We start from the raw sequence: 17,663 nt of genomic DNA, 5'->3' as shown, positions 1-17,663 counted from the left end.
TAATAGAACCTGAACTTTATTTATATATTGGATTATTCTTATTTATTTGGATATAATCCATTCCAAACAATATCCCTGTATCCTTCGAAATATGTGTCGCCTTCCGTGCTGAACATAAGTACAACAGAATTTTGGTCAAGCTTCAAAACTTCTTTGATACCTTTAAGCTCTCCTGACTTCATTACCTGTGAGACAACTCCCATAGTAGCTGCTCCGCTTTCTCCTGATATAACTCTTTCATCTCCCTTAAGAGGATTACCTAAAACTCTCATTCCATGCGCAGCCGTTTCTTCTGGGACTGACAAAAAGTTATCTGCATACGCATGTAAAACAGGCCATCCTATTGTGACCGGCTCTCCACACGCAAGACCTGCCATAATAGTATTCATTTCTCCTGTAACAGGATGCAGTTTACCATCATCAGCTTTAGCAGTTTTATACAAGCACGCCGCCTTGCTAGGCTCAACAATAGTTATCAAAGGTTTATCATCTGCATATATTGATGAAAAAAATCCGCACACGGCCGATGCCATAGAACCAACACCTGCCTGCAGAAAGATATGAGTCGGTTTCTTATTTTCTTTTTTTAGTTTCAAATAAGCTTCATATGCCATTGACATATATCCCTGCATAATCCACCTTGGCAGTTCCTCATATCCTGGCCACGATGTATCTTGAACCATCACATAGCCGTTTCTTTCAGCTAATTCATTGCAATACCTTACAGTATCATCATAGTTCCACTCAGTTATTTCGCATACAGCTCCGTGAGCTCTTATCCTGTCACGCCTTTCCAGAGCACTGCCCTTTGGCATATATACTATGGCTTTTTGCTTTAATTGCTCAGCCGTCCACGCAATACCTCTGCCGTGATTTCCATCAGTTGCCGTTATAAATGTAAGTTCACCTAATTTCTTTTTTACCTCATCGGAAATAAGTGTATTATACGGAAGCTCATCGATATCCTTCCCAAGCTTCTTTGCTATATATTGTCCAATTGTAAAACTTCCGCCCAAAACCTTAAATGCATTTAGGCCAAACCTATAAGATTCATCCTTAACAAACACATCACTTAACCCGAGATATTTTGCTAACTCCTTTAATTCAACAAGTGGAGTTTCAGAATATTGATCAAAACTTGAATGATATTTTAAAACCTTTTTAGCTACATCTTCATTTAAAAAACTTAAATCTGTTTTATCTCTTTTAGAGACGTTATTTTGTACTAAATCATATTTAACAGTCATTTCTACTACCTTTCTTAAATAATTTTACAGTAATATTAATAGCAAAATACGTGCCAGCTTTTTTTCGCATTTCAATTTTATTTTTTTAGTTTTATACAAAGTGTAATTTTTATTCCTTGATATTTCAATATGTGCACTATTCATTAAATTTTGCTCAAATTATTCAATTCTTACAAGAAATATTATATTACAACGCTTTTTATCAAATTGATAAAAATTTATCATTTTGATAAACGGTTTAAGATTTGAATTTTATTAACAATAATTTTATGATATTATTACGAAGTGCAGTTTTCATATGGTTTTCATTGATTAATAATTAACAAATTAAATAATATTATTTTGCCACAAACAAATTTTGATAAACATTATTATCATTTTGATAATTTTTATTAAAAGCAAATGAAATTCGACAAAAAATATTGATTATTTTTACTACATACACAGATAAAAGCCCCTACAAACAATATTTATTATTAAAATCTTTTAAAGCGTGTCATAATAAAAAAACCTCCGTCGCTTAATGCGCAACGAAGGTTCAATCTTATTGCAGCTTCCTGTACAACGTAGCAATTCCTATACCCAGGGCGTTGGCCGCCTCAATCTTGCCTTCCGTTGTATTTCCGTAATATTCTACTGCCTTTCTAATTTCCTCATATTCCATTTCCTTTAAAGTTCTTATTTTATCTTTTTTTATACTTACTTTGTAATCCTCTTTCTTTATATTAATAGGAAGAGCATTATCGTTTATGATACCTCTCTCCATCATATTTACCATAAATTCAACAGTATTTTCCAACTCTCTTACATTGCCGTACCATGGATATTCAATAAGCTTTTGCATGGTTTTATCTTCAATTCTAACAAAATTCTTACCGAACATCTTTCTATAGTAATGTACAAAATGATAAATCAGATCTTTAATATCCTCTTTCCTTTCTCTAAGGGGAGGAATCTCTATAGGTATAACATTAAGCCTGTAATACAAATCTTCGCGAAATTTATTTTCTGTAATCATTTGTCTCAAATTCTTGTTTGTGGCAGCTATTATTCTCACATCAAGCGGAATGACTTGGTTTGAGCCTATTCTTATTACCTTTTTATCCTGAATAACTCTCAATAGTTTTGATTGAAGATAAATAGGCATATCACCTATTTCGTCTAAAAAAATCACACCGTGGTTTGCCAGCTCAAATTTTCCTATTTTTCCGTTAGGATCTGCTCCTGTAAATGCTCCCTTCACATAGCCAAACAGTTCACTTTCCAGCAGAGGCTCAGGTATTGCCGCACAGTTTATAGCCACAAACCTATTATTTCTTCTATCTGAATTCTGCCATATTGCCGTAGCTACGACTTCTTTTCCGCTTCCGCTTTCTCCTGTTATAAGAACTGTTGAAAATGAATTTGAAACCTTTATAATCTCTTCTTTAAGCTCAATCGTTTTTTTGCTGCTCCCTATAATTTTGTCAGTATTCAGCGCATTAACCGTTGAAGTCATAGCATATATATTTGACTGAATGTCGTTTAAATCTTTGAACAGCATTACCTGCTTATACATAGGGTTTTCAGAAACATCATATATGTCACCGATAACCGTATTTACATTTTCTCCTATCCTGACCCTGTACTCCTTACTGTTATTGACAGTGTCTCCTGTTGCTTCTATAAAAATTTTTTCATTATTTATTACTCGTGATATCCCCAGCTGTTTCTTAGCACTGAGATTTATAGTGTCTACATTTCCTTCGTTGTTAATTATAATAGCCCCTTCATCCATGCTTCGTGTTATCAGCTTAAGCATATTTATAATTGCTACTTTATTCTTTTCCTCTTCATATTCATAAGCTTTTGCAGCAATGAAATCAGCAATCTGTGACAAAAAATCCAGGTAGCTGTCCAGATTGTCCACTATAAACTTCTTTGATTCCAAACTGGCACAGGCCATACCTATTACACCTATTATTTGTCCCTTCATATTTATAGGCATTGATATTTCAAATGCTTCGCCGCAGTCTTCCTTAAGACTACAATTTTTGCATCTTTCATCTTTCCCGGGTTCAAGCACTATTTGTCTTTCACCGGTTGCTATGGCATTTTTATAGACATGAGAATTTTCAGATACGTCCGTATTTATTCCTTCACTGAATATACCTGTGCCCGCAACTCTTATTAACTTTGAGTTAACTACCTCTACATCAACCTTGGCAATTTCAGCCGTAATTTTCGCATACTTTTGGACCGTCTCAGCAATGTTAGACAAGTTATACATAAATTTCACCCTAATAGTAATTTTGCTTTACATTATATCATATTTGTTTTTTAAAGAAAATATAAAATATTACGGCTAATTCATATATTAGATTCATAAAAAAAGAGGCATTTCAAAATTACATAATTCTGAAACGCCTCTAAATATTATTAAATTAAATTTTTATATATAGTTATTGGTTCTCAGCGGTTTGGACACTTATTACATCATGCCGCCCATTCCACCCATACCGCCCATGCCGCCCATGCCTGGGTTCATAGCCGGCTCTTCTGTTTTAGGTTCATCTGCAACTGCAGCCTCTGTTGTCAATAGCATAGAAGCTACTGAAGCCGCATTCTGCAGAGCTGATCTTGTAACCTTAGTAGGATCAACAATACCTGCTTCAATCATATTTACATATTTTTCATTTAAAGCATCAAATCCTACACCTTTGTCGCTGCTCTTAATTTTGTCAACTATTACTGATCCTTCAAGACCTGCATTAATAGCAATTTGTCTGATTGGCTCTTCTAATGCTTTTTCTATAATTTTTGCACCTGTCTTTGCATCTCCTGCCAGTGACTCTGCAACTTTAGATACAGCTTTTGCAGTAGCCAGCATAGCAACTCCTCCTCCTGCTACAAGTCCTTCTTCAACTGCTGCTCTTGTAGCATTTAAAGCATCTTCAATTCTTAATTTTTTGTCCTTCATTTCAGTTTCAGTTGCAGCACCTACGTTTATAACAGCAACTCCACCTGTTAATTTAGCCAGTCTTTCCTGCAATTTTTCTTTATCAAATTCAGAAGTTGTATCTTCCCATTGAGATTTTATCTGTTTTACTCTTTCGCTGATTTCTTCCTGTGAACCTGCACCGTTAACAATTATAGTATTTTCTTTATCTATTTTAACTGTTCCGGCACTTCCCAGCATATCTACAGTTGCTTCTTTCAGATCATATCCTAATTCTTCAGTAATTACCTGACCACCTGTTAATATAGCAATGTCTCTCAACATTTCTTTTCTTCTGTCCCCAAATCCTGGAGCTTTTACAGCTACACAGTTGAATGTTCCTCTTAACTTATTGAGAACCAGTGTAGCAAGTGCTTCACCTTCTATGTCTTCAGCTATTATTACAAGTGATTTTCCTGCCTGAACTATTTGCTCTAATATAGGTAAAATTTCCTGAATATTAGTAATTTTTTTATCAGTTATAAGTATATATGGGTTTTCCAAAACAGCTTCCATTTTTTCTGTATTTGTAACCATGTAAGCAGATAAGTAACCTCTGTCAAATTGCATACCTTCTACAACTGTTAACTCAGTTCCCATAGTTTTGGATTCTTCAACAGTAATAACTCCGTCTTTTCCAACTTTATCCATAGCATCAGCTATTAATCTTCCTATCTCTTCATCTCCTGCAGAAATAGAAGCAATCTGTGCGATTTCCTCGGAAGTTTCTACTGTCTTTGTTGAACTTTTAAGTTCTGCAACAGAAGCTTCTACTGCAGCCTTGATTCCTCTTCTCAAAATCATTGGGTTAGCTCCGGCAGCTACGTTCTTTAATCCTTCTCTGATTATTGCCTGAGCTAAAAGTGTTGCTGTTGTAGTTCCATCGCCAGCTACATCATTTGTCTTAGTTGCAACTTCTTTTACCAACTGAGCACCCATGTTTTCATATGGATCTGATAATTCTATCTCTCTAGCTATTGTAACACCATCATTAGTTATTACAGGTGATCCAAAAGATTTTTGCAATACAACATTTCTTCCTTTAGGTCCTAATGTAACTTTTACTGTATCTGCCAGCGCATTAACGCCTTTTTCCATTGCGCGGCGAGCATCTTCATCAAATTTTATTATTTTTGCCATTTCATACACCTCTCTTTTTTATTATTCAACAACTGCCAAAACATCAGATAATTTGATAATAATTAATTCTTCACTATCAATCTTAACTTCTGTTCCTGCAAATTTAGAAAAAATTACTTTGTCTCCAACTTTTATTTCATCTTTTTTCTTTTCATCAGAAGTAATTCCGGCTCCAACCGCAATAACTTCAGCTATCTGAGGTTTTTCTTTAGCAGTACCCGGCAAAACAATGCCGCTTTTAGTTTTTTCTTCTGCTTCCACCATTTTAATTACTACTCTTTCACCTAGTGGTTTAACTGTCATATCTTATTCCTCCTATTTTATTTAATGTTATTATTATCCAGATTATTGTTAGCACTCGGCAACTTAGAGTGCTAACACTTATAATGTATATAATAACCATTAGCAGAATTGTTTTCAAGTGCCATATTATCTAATTTTACTCTATTTTGCATTAATAATTCCATTTTTGTGAGTAAATTTAATCTTTACTTTAACTTACTCATTATTTCTTTATTTAATTCTATTATACATATTTTATATCGGAAAAATTAAAAGTATTCAAAAATTAAATAAATTTTTAAAAATATTTGATGTTTTTTACATATTGATATAGTATAATAAACTTATTAATAGTATAACACATTTAATAATATATTAGGAGGAAATAAAATGTCTCTTGTTACATCAAAAGAAATGTTTAAAAAGGCATATGAAGGGAATTATGCTGTAGGTGCATTCAACGTAAACAACATGGAAATAATTCAAGGTATTGTTGATGCCGCGAAGCAGGAGGATGCTCCATTAATACTTCAGGTTTCTGCAGGAGCAAGAAAATATGCTAATCCTATTTACTTGAGAAAGCTGGTTGAAGCTGCAATAGAAGATTCCGGCCTTGATATTTGTCTTCATTTAGATCATGGAGAGGATTTTGAAATCTGCAAGCAATGCGTAGATGGTGGATTCACTTCTGTTATGATTGACGGTTCAAAATATCCTTTCGAGGAAAACATAGAGCTTACAAAAAAGGTAGTTGAATATGCCCACAGCAAGGGAGTCGTAGTCGAAGCCGAACTCGGAAAACTGGCAGGCGTAGAAGATGCCGTTAAAGTAAACTCAAAAGATGCTACATACACAGATCCTGAACAGGCTGCTGAATTTGTTGAAAGAACAGGAGTTGACTCCTTGGCAATCGCAATCGGAACAAGTCACGGAGCCTACAAGTTCAAGGGAAATCCAAACCTTGACTTTGAAAGACTTGAAACAATTTCAAAGTTGCTGCCTGATTTCCCACTGGTTCTTCACGGTTCTTCTTCTGTTCCAAAGGAATTTGTAGATTTGTGCAATAAGTACGGCGGAAAAATTCCGGGAGCAGCAGGTGTTCCTGAAGAAATGCTAAGAAGAGCTTCTAAAATGGGAGTGTGCAAAATTAATATAGACACTGATTTAAGGCTTGCTATGACAGCTTGCATAAGACAGCTGCTTGTTGAAAGCCCATCTGAGTTTGACCCAAGAAAGTACCTCGGCCCTGGCAGAACTGCCATAAAAGATATGGTAGCGCACAAAATGAAAAATGTTCTTGGCTGCAGCTCAAAAAGATAAATAATATAATAAAAGCAACAGAGGAGCTGAAAAGCTACCTATCTGTTGCTTTTTTCTGTTCCTCTGTTGTTTACTAATCTCATCTGTTCATAATAAATAGTTTTCAGGTAAGTTTTTATTACATTTTTACTCTTTTGTATGCTGCTTCTAAAAGCTTGTCGTATCTAACAATTGCCTTAACCAACGTTCCTCTGCAAAATTCTCCTATGTGGTCTGTTCCAGTAAAATTAACATGAATTTTGTCATATTCAATTTTTTCAACTACTAATGAAAATTTTACCTTTTCTCCAACAAGTGTAGGTTCATGATGATTCAAATAAAAATCAGTTACGACTGTTATATGCTCTGTGGGTATATAAGGTTTAAGCATGTTCCACGACGCTTCTATCACCGTTGACAATAGAGCAGGAGTAGACATAAGGTTGTCAATCATTACAGCATTTGACAAATATGAGTCAGATGCAGTTATGACTTTCTCATAGGATGCTGATAATCCTGCATAAATCTTATGTTCAATCATAAAAACCTCCTATATTTATATTAACCAAATATTGATAACAATAGTCCCGCCGCTATGGCTGAGCCTATAACTCCCGCAACATTGGGCCCCATAGCATGCATCAGAAGAAAGTTCCCAGGGTTTTCCTGCTGACCTACAACCTGTGAAACTCTTGCGGCCATAGGTACAGCAGATACTCCCGCTGAACCTATCAATGGATTCACTTTTCCTCCGGAAACTTTGTACATGATTTTACCAAAAATAACTCCTGTTGCAGTTCCAAAGCTGAAAGCCACTAATCCCAGTCCTATTATCATCAAAGTTTCAGGTCTTAAAAATGTTTCGGCGTTTGCTGTTGCTCCCACTGATATTCCAAGGAATATGGTAACAATGTTCATAAGTTCATTTTGAGCTGTTTTTGACAATCTTTCCGTTACTCCTGATTCACGAAGCAGATTACCCAGCATAAGCATACCTACTAATGGAGCTGCTGACGGTAATATAAATGAAACCAGCGCCGTAACAAATATAGGAAAGATTATTTTTTCTTTTTTGGATACCGGTCTAAGTTGTTCCATAACAACATTTCTCTCTTCTTTTGTTGTTAGAGCTCTCATAATAGGAGGCTGTATTATAGGGACAAGTGCCATATAAGAGTATGCCGCCACAGCTATCGGCCCCAGTAAATCAGGGGCAAGCATAGAAGTAAGATATATAGCAGTCGGTCCATCAGCTCCGCCTATTATGCCTATGGATGCAGCTTCAGGTCCTGAAAATCCAAGTAGCGCTGCCCCTATAAAAACTGCGAAGATACCAAACTGTGCCGCAGCTCCCAGCAATATACTTTTAGGGTTCGCTATTAACGGGCCAAAATCCGTCATTGCTCCAACGCCCATAAAAATTAATGGAGGGTAGATTCCCAGCTTTACTCCCATATATAAGTAATATAAAAGTCCTCCGGCTTGAAATCCTTCTTCTCCGAAGCTTCCTATCGGATGCGCCATAAGCCCTGCAAAAGGAATGTTAGCCAAAAACATTCCAAAGCCAATGGGAAGTAACAGCAATGGCTCAAATTTCTTTGATATCGCTAAATACAAAAGAACAAAAGATATCAAAATCATTATTACCTGACCACCTGTTACTGTAGTAAATCCCATGCCTTCAATAAATTTTTGCAGACCTATAAATAATGTATCTAACATTTTATTTCCCCGCTTTCTGCCGTAATTTTAGTTAAAAGTCACCAAGACATCTCCTGTACTAACAGTTGATCCTTCAGCAACTGCCACAGAAGCAACTACTGCATCACTTGGAGCCATTATTTCATTTTCCATTTTCATAGCCTCCAACACTAACAGCACATCTCCATTTTTAACTGTGTCTCCTGCCTTAACCATTACTTTTAAAATAGTTCCTGGCATTGGAGATGTAACGCTGTTTGCACTGTCTGAACTCGATGCTTGAGGCTTTGCAGCACTGGCCTGAGGTTTTGGAGCAGCAGCCTTAATTTCTGGCGAAACAGGCTTTGCCTGAACACTTTCTGTTTTACTTGCTGCTATTCCATCTTTAATTTCCTCTACTTCAACTTCATATGAAACACCTTTTACAGTTATCAAATACTTTTTCATGATTATCTCCTTATTTTAGCAATATTATTTGCGGCCATTAGCTGCTGTCTTCCTGCCGATGCCCATATACTTCTCTTTTGCGGAAGTTCTCTGATAGTTTTTACTATTATGTTATTGTTGTGTGTACCTTCAAATTCTGCAATGGCGGCGGTTATTAAAACTACAAGCTCGGCATCCTCATCTTTATTTTGAACTTCGTGTTCTGCCGTATCATATTCCGTTTTTGTCTTTAACTCTTCTGATTTCTGTGCTGGTACTGCCTTTGGCTTATCTCCAAAGATTATTCTTAGCAGTCCCAATGAATACGAAAGTATTACCAACACAGCAAACACAACCAACATGCCCAAAATTGTTATGGACAATGCGCTTAATAATTTCTCTCCAATAGGCATGGATTCTGAAAATATCATTGTTAACACCTCTTTTTTATGTATTATACAGGCAGATTACCATGTTTCTTAGCAGGTCTGCTTTCTCTCTTACCTGACAGCATCTCAAATGCGCTTGCCAGTCTTACCCTTGTTACTGCAGGTTCTATTACATCATCAATATATCCCCTTGCAGCCGCAATATACGGATTAGAGAATTTCTCTCTATATTCGCTTATCTTTTCACTTCGAACCTCTGATGGGTTCTCTGCCTCTTGTATATCCTTCTTAAATATAATATTTGCAGCTCCGTCCGGACCCATGACAGCAATTTCTGCATTAGGCCATGCAAGAACAACATCTGCTCCCAGCTCCTTGCTGCACATTCCTAGGTATGCACCACCGTATGCTTTTCTTACAATAAGAGTAACCTTAGGAACTGTTGCCTCAGAATATGCAAAAAGCATTTTTGCACCGTGCCTAATTATACCTCCGAATTCCTGAGACGTTCCTGGCAAAAATCCCGGAACATCTACCAGATTCAATATAGGAATATTAAACGAATCACATGTCCTTATAAATCTGCAGGCTTTATCTGATGCATTTATATCAAGACAGCCGGCCAGAACGCTTGGCTGGTTTGCGATAATTCCTACAGATTGTCCGTTTATTCTTACAAATCCGGTAATAATGTTCTTTGCGTAATATTGCTGAACTTCTAAAAATTCTCCGTTATCTGCCAAAGTAGTTATTATGTTCTTCATATCATATGACTTGTTAGGATTTTCAGGAACTATTGTGTTCAAGCTCTCATCTGTTCTGTTAGGAGTATCCCCTGTTTCATAAACTGGAGGAGTTTCCATGTTATTTGAAGGCAGAAAACTCAAAAGTCTTTTTAAATCCTCCATGCAGCTTTTATCATCGGCGCTTATAAAATGTGCAACTCCACTTACGGAATTATGAGTATTAGCTCCTCCTAATTCTTCAGCGCTGATATTTTCTCCCGTTACCGTCTTTATTACCTGTGGGCCGGTTATAAACATCTGACTTGTCTTGTCAACCATAAATATAAAATCTGTTATTGCAGGAGAATAAACCGCTCCTCCGGCGCAGGGACCCATTATTACTGATATCTGAGGTATTACTCCTGATGAAATTGTATTTCTGTAAAATATTTTTCCATATCCGCTTAAGGCGTCAACACCTTCCTGAATTCTGGCTCCTCCTGAATCATTTAATCCTATTATGGGAGCTCCCATTTTTAATGCCATATCCATTAACTCAGCAATTTTTTTCGCATGCATTTCACCCAGTGATCCTCCGAGCACCGTAAAATCCTGAGCATATGCAAATACTAATCTTCCGTCAACTGTACCGTAGCCTGTTACAACCCCTTCGGCAGAGGCCTGAATTTTTTCCATTCCAAAGTCTGCACATCTGTGCTTTACAAACATGCCGGTCTCCACAAAACTATCTTCGTCAAACAATAACGAAAGGCGCTCCCTAGCAGTAAGCTTTCCTTGGTTATGCTGTTTTTCAATTTTTTTCTCTCCGCCTCCGGCATAAATCTTTTCTTTCCTTAATAACATTTCATCAATTTTGTCAGGCATATTATCCTCCATTTATGCTTTTTATTTGATAACGTTCGCAAAAATTGTAAAAAGTTTTTTCTACTGCATAATTATAGCACATAAGCATTAAAACTTAAAGAAAATATTGCAAAAAATCGCTATTTTTCAACTTTTCGCAAGCTTTTTGCGAGAAGTTGCATAAATAGCAATTTCAATGTTATGCAATACAAATATTTAGCTTTTTCTCTAAAAATACCAGCAAGTTATTAAAAATAACTTGCAGTAGTGTTACATCATTTTAGGGTCATTTACGTATGTGGACACATAATTTTTATCAACAGTCACAACAGCATAGTATTTTTGGTTTACCGTTTTAATCGACTTCTCAATTTTTTTGACCAAATCACTTGAGTTCATATCATAACCTACAGGAATTACCACATCAAATATTATGTTAGTATGTGTTTCTCCCTTTACGACTCTGAAATCATGCATGGTGAGCCTTTCATCTATTTTTATGATAATTCCCTCTGTCATCTTTCTAAGGTGGTTTATTTCTTCATCGTTCGTTATTATGGGGTCTAGATGTATAACCAAATTTATGTCCATGTCTCTTGCGAAATCTCTTTCAATATTGTCTATCATATCATGTGATTTCATAATATCTTCATTTGCATCTACCTCAGCATGAACAGTGGCAAAATACCTGTTTGGCCCATAATTGTGTATCACCAAATCGTGTATATTAATTACACCCTCATAAGATAAAATCTTATTTTCAATTTTTTCAACAAACTTGGGATCAGGCATCTCTCCAAGCAGCGGACTCAAAATATCCTTTAATATGGAAAAACCGGAATACATAATAAATAAAGCAACTAAAATTCCCATATATCCGTCTATCTCAAGTCCAGTATATTTTGATACAAACAGTGAAGCAAGAACAGCTGCCGTTGAAATGCAATCATTTCTGGAATCCATTGCAGTTGCTTTCATTGTAGAAGAAGAAATCTTATCAGCAAGTTTTAAATTAAAATAACTCAGCCAAACCTTAACAGCAATAGAGAACAACAGCACAAAAACCATGATCCACGAAAACTCTGTAATTTCAGGATTCCTTACTTTATCAACAGATGATTTTACAAGCTCTAAACCCAAAATGAAAATGATCGCTCCCACAGCAAGCCCAGTAATATACTCAATTCTTGCATGACCGAAAGGGTGATCCTTATCAGCAGGCTTTCCTGATATTTTAAAACCTATAAATGTAACAACCGATGACCCTACATCGGACAAATTATTAGCACCGTCAGCTGTGATAGATATACTTTTGAATATTGTCCCTATAGCAATTTTACTTATACTAAGTATTATATTAAGCAATATACCCACAACACTTCCCAGCATACCGTACGCCTCTCTTACAGAGGGATCTTTCACGTTTTCATGTGATTTTATAAACTTTCTAATTATAAAGTCAATCATTTTCTACCTCTTCTGATAATTTATATAATTCTGCATACATGTATTCTATACTATCTTTCAATTGAGTGTATTCATTGTATTTATTGTTATACTCGGATATATCCCATTCACTGGAATCAGTATTCAGTATATTTTCAAGCTCAGCTACTTTTTTCTCTGCTTCAATAATATTTCCTTCAAGTCTAGCCAAGTCTCTCTTTAATTTCTCTCTTGCTCTTTTTTCTTCTTTTTCTTTATCAAATGCTTTTTTACCTGAACAATTAACCTCTTGGCTACTAGTCATAGCTTCTTGGTAAGAAACTTCATTTTTTTGTTTTTCCTGTTTATATCCCTCATAATTAAATCTATATATGCTAAATCTTTTATTTTCAATTTCACCTATGCATGTGGCAATTCTATCTACAAAGTATCTGTCATGCGATACAAAAAGAAGTGTTCCCTCAAACTTAATAAGACTTTCCTCCAGCATCTCTCGTGATTCAATATCCAGATGGTTTGTGGGTTCATCCAGCATAAGTGTGTTTACATCTTCATATATAAGCATTCCCAGCTTTAGCCTAGATTTTTCTCCTCCGGATAAATCGTCTATTATTTTGTATACATCTTCGTCCACAAATGATAGTTTGGCTAACTCTCTTCTGGCATCACTTAGGGAAATACCATAATGATAAGAAAAATAGTCAATTATTGAAATGTTTTCTCTGTCAAAAACTACTTCTTGAGGCAAGTATCCTATTTTTACTTTAGCTCCTATTCTGACTTCTCCTGAATCCGGACTTGTTTCATTCATAATAATTTTCAAAATAGTTGATTTCCCGGATCCATTTTCACCGAGCAGGCAAAGGCTGTCTTTATAGTACAGCGTGAAACTCACGTCATCAAATAATTTATTATTACCAAATGCCTTTTTAATTTCCGTAACCTTTATTACTTCTTTGCCTGTTCTTTCGGTATTACTTATCTGAAATTTTGCAGCCTTCTTATCAAACACGGGCTTATTTATCCTATCTATCTTTTCAAGCCGCTTTTCAAGTTCCTTAGCCCTTTTGTACATTTTATCACTGTCACGCATTTCGCCCCATATGCGATATCTTTGAATCTGTTCTTCCATCTTCTTTATTTTTTTCTGCTGACTGTTATATTCTTTCATAGCCTGCAGAAACCTCAGCTCTTTTTCAGCTGCATATTTGGAATATCCTCCATAATATATTTGTGCACAGTCAGGCTCTATTTCAATTATTTTATTAACAACTCTGTCAAGGAAATACCTGTCATGGGATACAATAACTATTGTTCCGACATATGATATTAAATATTCTTCAAGCCATTCAACAGATTTAATATCCAAATGATTTGAAGGCTCGTCAAGCAGCAGAAGCTCAGGCTCTTCAAGCAATATTTTTCCCAAAATAACTCGTGTTTTTTCGCCTCCGCTAAGAAGATTGAACTTCCTTTTTTGCAAATCATCTGATATTTTCAGACCTGTTAGTATCCTGCCAAGCTTTTCATTTATGTCATAACCGCCCAAAGCTTCATATTGTTCGTGAAGCAAGCTGTACTTGTCCACGGCATTCTTCAAATCATTATCATTAAGGTTATCAAAGGATTTTTCATACTTCTTCATTTGAATCGCTATTTCATTCAATTCACTGAAGGCTTCATTCAATACATCCAATACTGTATCGCCATCATCACAACTTGGAATTTGTTCTAGATAACCAATTGTAAGCCCCTTGCGTCTGTTAACCTGACCTGCCTGATAGTCTTCACACCCCGCCAGAATTCTCATAAGTGTTGTTTTCCCAATACCATTTCTTCCTATTAATCCTATTTTATCCTTTGTCTTTATATCAAAAGTTATATTTTCAAATATTTTATCCGCGCCAAAAGCCTTAGCCAAATTACTAACACCAATTTCTATCATACTTACCCCTTAAAATAAAAAATACCTGTGGGAATTACCATCCCACAGGTAATACCTGTTTTCATATCTTACTATACCCTAAAAAATTTGTCAACACTTTCAAAATTCCCCATCAATTACTTTCTTTTGTTAGAATTCTTTCCGTCTCTTTTTTCGTCATCAAGTTCTTTATCAGTTTCTTTGACGTTACTCTTTTTTTCCTTATATTCTTTTCTTTCTTCTTTATTATACTCTTTATTGTTTTTATCTATTTCCTTCATAATATCACTTACAGATTTTTCAAGCCATTTTTCTATCTCTTTTTCATCAAAATCACTCTTTGAACTCTCCTGAAGTTTTTCTATTAAACTCCACTTGCCCGGAGTAATTCCCATGATCTTGGCATTGTCTACCTCATCAAGACTAACTTCAATTATTTCCACTTCAAATTTTTCATAGTTATTACTGTTTTTCTGCTTTTTATCATTCTTTTCCTTTTCATTACGAGGGCCTTTCAGTTTATCTTTGTCTTCACTGTATAAGGATTCTTTTTCAGCCTCGTTTTCTTTGCTTTCATTTAATTCCTCAGATTTTGCTGTAGGTTCTTCTAGCTCCTGCTGTTTAACTTCAGTTTCTTTTTTTTCATCAGGGCCTTCGCTTAAATCTCCTTTTTCCGCCTTATCTATATCTTTCTGTTTTTCTTCTACAGTAATTTCTTTTTCTTCTGTTTTGACGGAAACTTCTTCTTCTACCGCTGTCTTTAAAGAAGCGGCAAGCTCATTAATTTTTTCGCTGCTTTTACTTGATGCAGCAACCACCACACCGCCCTCTTTTCCGTCAATAATATAACCCTGATCCTTAAGCTCTGATAACACACTTTTTACAGCTTCTTTTATTTCTTTGTTTTTAAGAGTTCCCACTTCCATGCTTTCAACAACTTTTTCTCCGTCGTTATTAAGAGCTTTAACATCAAGTACAAGGTCAAACCTGTTTATGGAAAATTCAAATGAGGGATTAATATCCAAACTTACATATGAATAAGGAGTAAAATATGCCCATGCAGGAGTTACAAACAATATAAGAGCTGCAGCCGCTGAAGCAGCAATTTTCATGTACTTGCTGCGGTTGCTTAATCCTATCTCCTGCCCTATGGAATAATTTTTGTTTTTAATTTTTATAACTCTGCCATCCTCACCTAGAGCTGCTGCAAATTTATCTCGAATTTCTACTATTACTGCCTTCATTTTTCCAACTCCTCACGAATAAATCGCATATATCCTGCCAAATGAGGATAATCCCCCGTCATTATCTCCACTGCTGCTACTATATATTTTCGATGACGTTCCAGCAATTTGCGGGGTACTTTTGTGTTTCTTTCAATTAAAATTAGCGGTAACTGCTTCTTTACTTTCATTTCACTTGTTAAAATAGGATTCTTTAACATAAATGCTACCGCTTTTGCACATGACCTTTTTGTTTTATATGCTTTCGGCGAACATTCAGACAAATCCATGAATGAAAAACCATAGTCAGAAAATATTTCATTAATAAGATATATTTCCAGCTTTAAAGAATTATCAGATGATGACGAAACTTTTTCGGCTATTTCCGATTGAAGTGTATAGTCTGTATCATCCTCAACTTCCGATTCAAATAATGAAGGCTTGACCAAAATTTCAGGAGCATATCTTGACTTGCTTCGTATGTAATCTATAATCCTCCTTCTGATGACTAACTCAGAGAAATTCAAAAAGCTTCCTTTTTCACAGGAATAGCTCCTAACTGCCTCTGTAAATGCTGCCAAAGCGATTGACCACTCATCATCACTTTTTGAAATATAGCTGCGAGCTGACGAGGATGCACATTTCAATATGAAATTTTCATATTTGGATATAAGTATGTTCATTGAATTTTCATCATTTTTAGCATTCACTGCCAATACATCTAATTCGCTCACATGTTCACCCCTTTATAAAGTACGTTATATTATATCACCTTAAATTTTTTATTACAATAAAGTTATTTTTCCAAATAACTCACCTGTGTTTGTACCATAGCAAAAAAATAAATATTTTGATATTAAAGTATTGATAAAGTATTTTTTGTGTATTATAATAAATTTATTGTCTATTAGAATTATATGGGGGCGTAGCTCAGCTGGGAGCACGAATGAAGGGTTTACACTAAAAATTTATTTATGGTAACATAAAATTATGGTTTCCCGTATTTGGGGATATAGCTCAGTTGGGATGAGCGCTTGAATGGCATTCAAGAGGTCAGGGGTTCGAGCCCCCTTATCTCCATCATTATAAATGAAGGTTTGTAACTTTGTTATGAACCTTTTTTATTGTATTTTGTAATTTATAAATTGTTCTACACTAATATTGAATTCAACATCTATTATATAATCTGTAGATACTGTTATCCGATCAATAAGATGCGCAATAATCATTTTCTTGACTTCTATCTCGCTATCACTGATAAATCTGATAGGAACAAAAGTTGAATTGTTTATTAATTTTGAAGGATTGTCCAGTATAACTGTATTATTTCCGTTTATATCTCTAACATTTGCAATATTATCTCCAATTTTTAAAGTTATGACTATATCACCGTTTGATGCAGTAATGTTCTGAGAATATTCATTCCAACTAACCTTTAGCCCCAGACTCTCAAATATTGTTCTCATAGGAACTAAAATTCTACCATTTTCAGATATAGGATCTTGTGAAAATACTATATCTTCATTGTTAATTTTAACAGTAATTATATCTGAAGGAATTTCAGCAGCATAGCATACAGAAAAAGAAAATATTAATAACATTGTTATAAATACTGTAATTATTTTTTTCATTCACTGTCCTTCTAATTTATCTGCATTTTTATATTAAAATGTTTTATAAGTTACTTTGTGCCTTAAATGTAACTCATATTTGCATTTACTATTGATTTTTAAGTATAAATGAGTTATAATATACATAAGATATGAATAGGTAGCTAACTAAGTTGGCTGACCTTTAATAAAATAAGTTAAAAGTCGTTAGTAAATACTCTGTGCCAGCAGGGTATTTACTTTTTTCTGCTATCTTTAATGATTATCGCAACTAATGTTGCAAATGCAATCATTAGCGTTAATGTCTCATACACCGATAACATCAGGCATCACCACCTTTCGAAGGACTCTTACCTCCTTTCGTTAGGATGAGTCAGCCATACCCTGCTACTACCTATTCACATATATTT

General features: G+C 35.1%; 16 protein-coding genes and 1 tRNA gene. 2 read left to right on the top strand and 15 right to left on the bottom strand.

The features are described 5' to 3' along the window. Nucleotides 1-38: 38 nt before the first annotated feature. The 4 genes from dpaL to groES form a co-directional block, all read right to left on the bottom strand. The gene (dpaL, locus tag RBQ61_RS06500; protein WP_308139679.1) at nt 39-1,247 is read right to left on the bottom strand and encodes a diaminopropionate ammonia-lyase; all 1,209 of its coding nucleotides are present in this window, start codon (nt 1,245-1,247) and stop codon (nt 39-41) included. Between the two features lie 544 nt (nt 1,248-1,791). Continuing rightward, complete coding sequence (locus RBQ61_RS06495) at nt 1,792-3,516, bottom strand: sigma 54-interacting transcriptional regulator (RefSeq protein ID WP_308139678.1); 1,725 nt, start codon at nt 3,514-3,516, stop codon at nt 1,792-1,794. Nucleotides 3,517-3,717: 201 nt separating this feature from the next. Then, nucleotides 3,718-5,364 carry a chaperonin GroEL gene (groL, locus tag RBQ61_RS06490; RefSeq protein ID WP_308139677.1) on the bottom strand — a complete coding sequence of 549 codons (1,647 nt, stop codon included), beginning with the start codon at nt 5,362-5,364 and terminating at the stop codon, nt 3,718-3,720. 21 nt (nt 5,365-5,385) lie between these two features. After that, a complete protein-coding gene (gene groES / locus RBQ61_RS06485; RefSeq protein WP_308139676.1) occupies nt 5,386-5,667 on the bottom strand; it encodes a co-chaperone GroES in 282 nt (93 codons plus the stop codon). A gap of 369 nt (nt 5,668-6,036) precedes the next feature. Here groES and fba point away from each other — a divergent pair, with 369 nt between their 5' ends. After that, the gene (fba, locus tag RBQ61_RS06480) at nt 6,037-6,966 is read left to right on the top strand and encodes a class II fructose-1,6-bisphosphate aldolase (protein WP_308139675.1); all 930 of its coding nucleotides are present in this window, start codon (nt 6,037-6,039) and stop codon (nt 6,964-6,966) included. Nucleotides 6,967-7,084: 118 nt separating this feature from the next. Here the strand turns inward: fba and RBQ61_RS06475 are convergent, their stop codons facing one another. From RBQ61_RS06475 to RBQ61_RS06435, 9 genes are all read right to left on the bottom strand, one after another. After that, nucleotides 7,085-7,486 (bottom strand): thioesterase family protein, encoded by a 402-nt coding sequence (locus RBQ61_RS06475; protein WP_308139674.1) that lies wholly within the window; start codon nt 7,484-7,486, stop codon nt 7,085-7,087. Between the two features lie 20 nt (nt 7,487-7,506). Next, nucleotides 7,507-8,667, bottom strand: coding sequence for a sodium ion-translocating decarboxylase subunit beta (locus tag RBQ61_RS06470; protein ID WP_308139673.1), 1,161 nt, complete (start codon nt 8,665-8,667; stop codon nt 7,507-7,509). Between the two features lie 27 nt (nt 8,668-8,694). After that, on the bottom strand, nt 8,695-9,093 hold the full coding sequence (locus tag RBQ61_RS06465) for a biotin/lipoyl-containing protein (RefSeq protein WP_308139672.1): 399 nt from the start codon (nt 9,091-9,093) through the stop codon (nt 8,695-8,697). 2 nt (nt 9,094-9,095) lie between these two features. After that, nucleotides 9,096-9,503: an OadG family protein gene (locus RBQ61_RS06460; protein ID WP_308139671.1), complete on the bottom strand. Its 408-nt coding sequence runs from the start codon at nt 9,501-9,503 to the stop codon at nt 9,096-9,098. 23 nt (nt 9,504-9,526) lie between these two features. Further along, entirely contained in the window at nt 9,527-11,071 is a 1,545-nt protein-coding gene (locus RBQ61_RS06455; protein ID WP_308139670.1) for an acyl-CoA carboxylase subunit beta, read from the bottom strand. Between the two features lie 249 nt (nt 11,072-11,320). Beyond that, nucleotides 11,321-12,517 carry a cation diffusion facilitator family transporter gene (locus tag RBQ61_RS06450; RefSeq protein ID WP_308139669.1) on the bottom strand — a complete coding sequence of 399 codons (1,197 nt, stop codon included), beginning with the start codon at nt 12,515-12,517 and terminating at the stop codon, nt 11,321-11,323. Next, on the bottom strand, nt 12,510-14,441 hold the full coding sequence (gene abc-f, locus RBQ61_RS06445; protein WP_308139668.1) for a ribosomal protection-like ABC-F family protein: 1,932 nt from the start codon (nt 14,439-14,441) through the stop codon (nt 12,510-12,512). The genes RBQ61_RS06450 and abc-f overlap by 8 nt, the downstream gene beginning before the upstream one ends. Nucleotides 14,442-14,557: 116 nt before the next feature. Further along, complete coding sequence (locus RBQ61_RS06440) at nt 14,558-15,664, bottom strand: hypothetical protein (protein WP_308139667.1); 1,107 nt, start codon at nt 15,662-15,664, stop codon at nt 14,558-14,560. Beyond that, nucleotides 15,661-16,377: a sigma factor gene (locus RBQ61_RS06435; protein WP_308139666.1), complete on the bottom strand. Its 717-nt coding sequence runs from the start codon at nt 16,375-16,377 to the stop codon at nt 15,661-15,663. The genes RBQ61_RS06440 and RBQ61_RS06435 overlap by 4 nt, the downstream gene beginning before the upstream one ends. A gap of 272 nt (nt 16,378-16,649) precedes the next feature. Between RBQ61_RS06435 and RBQ61_RS06430 the strand changes: the two genes are divergently transcribed. Beyond that, a tRNA-Ala gene (locus RBQ61_RS06430) sits at nt 16,650-16,723 on the top strand. A 41-nt stretch (nt 16,724-16,764) separates the two neighbouring features. On the opposite strand, the gene RBQ61_RS06425 is transcribed toward RBQ61_RS06430, so the two are convergent. Then, nucleotides 16,765-17,274, bottom strand: a complete 510-nt coding sequence (locus RBQ61_RS06425) for a copper amine oxidase N-terminal domain-containing protein (RefSeq protein ID WP_308139665.1) — start codon at nt 17,272-17,274, stop codon at nt 16,765-16,767. Nucleotides 17,275-17,489: 215 nt separating this feature from the next. After that, complete coding sequence (locus RBQ61_RS06420) at nt 17,490-17,576, bottom strand: putative holin-like toxin (protein ID WP_308140094.1); 87 nt, start codon at nt 17,574-17,576, stop codon at nt 17,490-17,492. Nucleotides 17,577-17,663 lie beyond the last annotated feature (87 nt).

Origin of the sequence: Sedimentibacter sp. MB35-C1 (assembly GCF_030913635.1) — a bacterium.
Taxonomy (GTDB): domain Bacteria; phylum Bacillota; class Clostridia; order Tissierellales; family Sedimentibacteraceae; genus Sedimentibacter.
The sequence above is the reverse complement of the archived record's forward strand: the minus strand, read 5'-3'. Positions and strand labels throughout refer to the sequence as shown.

Bases quoted from the DNA above. Each gene is read 5' to 3' on its own strand.
- dpaL (WP_308139679.1), bottom strand. From the start codon at position 1,247: ATGACTGTTAAATATGATTTAGTACAAAATAACGTCTCTAAAAGAGAT.
- RBQ61_RS06495 (WP_308139678.1), bottom strand. From the start codon at position 3,516: ATGTATAACTTGTCTAACATTGCTGAGACGGTCCAAAAGTATGCGAAA.
- groL (WP_308139677.1), bottom strand. From the start codon at position 5,364: ATGGCAAAAATAATAAAATTTGATGAAGATGCTCGCCGCGCAATGGAA.
- groES (WP_308139676.1), bottom strand. From the start codon at position 5,667: ATGACAGTTAAACCACTAGGTGAAAGAGTAGTAATTAAAATGGTGGAA.
- fba (WP_308139675.1), top strand. From the start codon at position 6,037: ATGTCTCTTGTTACATCAAAAGAAATGTTTAAAAAGGCATATGAAGGG.
- RBQ61_RS06475 (WP_308139674.1), bottom strand. From the start codon at position 7,486: ATGATTGAACATAAGATTTATGCAGGATTATCAGCATCCTATGAGAAA.
- RBQ61_RS06470 (WP_308139673.1), bottom strand. From the start codon at position 8,667: ATGTTAGATACATTATTTATAGGTCTGCAAAAATTTATTGAAGGCATG.
- RBQ61_RS06465 (WP_308139672.1), bottom strand. From the start codon at position 9,093: ATGAAAAAGTATTTGATAACTGTAAAAGGTGTTTCATATGAAGTTGAA.
- RBQ61_RS06460 (WP_308139671.1), bottom strand. From the start codon at position 9,503: ATGATATTTTCAGAATCCATGCCTATTGGAGAGAAATTATTAAGCGCA.
- RBQ61_RS06455 (WP_308139670.1), bottom strand. From the start codon at position 11,071: ATGCCTGACAAAATTGATGAAATGTTATTAAGGAAAGAAAAGATTTAT.
- RBQ61_RS06450 (WP_308139669.1), bottom strand. From the start codon at position 12,517: ATGATTGACTTTATAATTAGAAAGTTTATAAAATCACATGAAAACGTG.
- abc-f (WP_308139668.1), bottom strand. From the start codon at position 14,441: ATGATAGAAATTGGTGTTAGTAATTTGGCTAAGGCTTTTGGCGCGGAT.
- RBQ61_RS06440 (WP_308139667.1), bottom strand. From the start codon at position 15,664: ATGAAGGCAGTAATAGTAGAAATTCGAGATAAATTTGCAGCAGCTCTA.
- RBQ61_RS06425 (WP_308139665.1), bottom strand. From the start codon at position 17,274: ATGAAAAAAATAATTACAGTATTTATAACAATGTTATTAATATTTTCT.
- RBQ61_RS06420 (WP_308140094.1), bottom strand. From the start codon at position 17,576: ATGTTATCGGTGTATGAGACATTAACGCTAATGATTGCATTTGCAACA.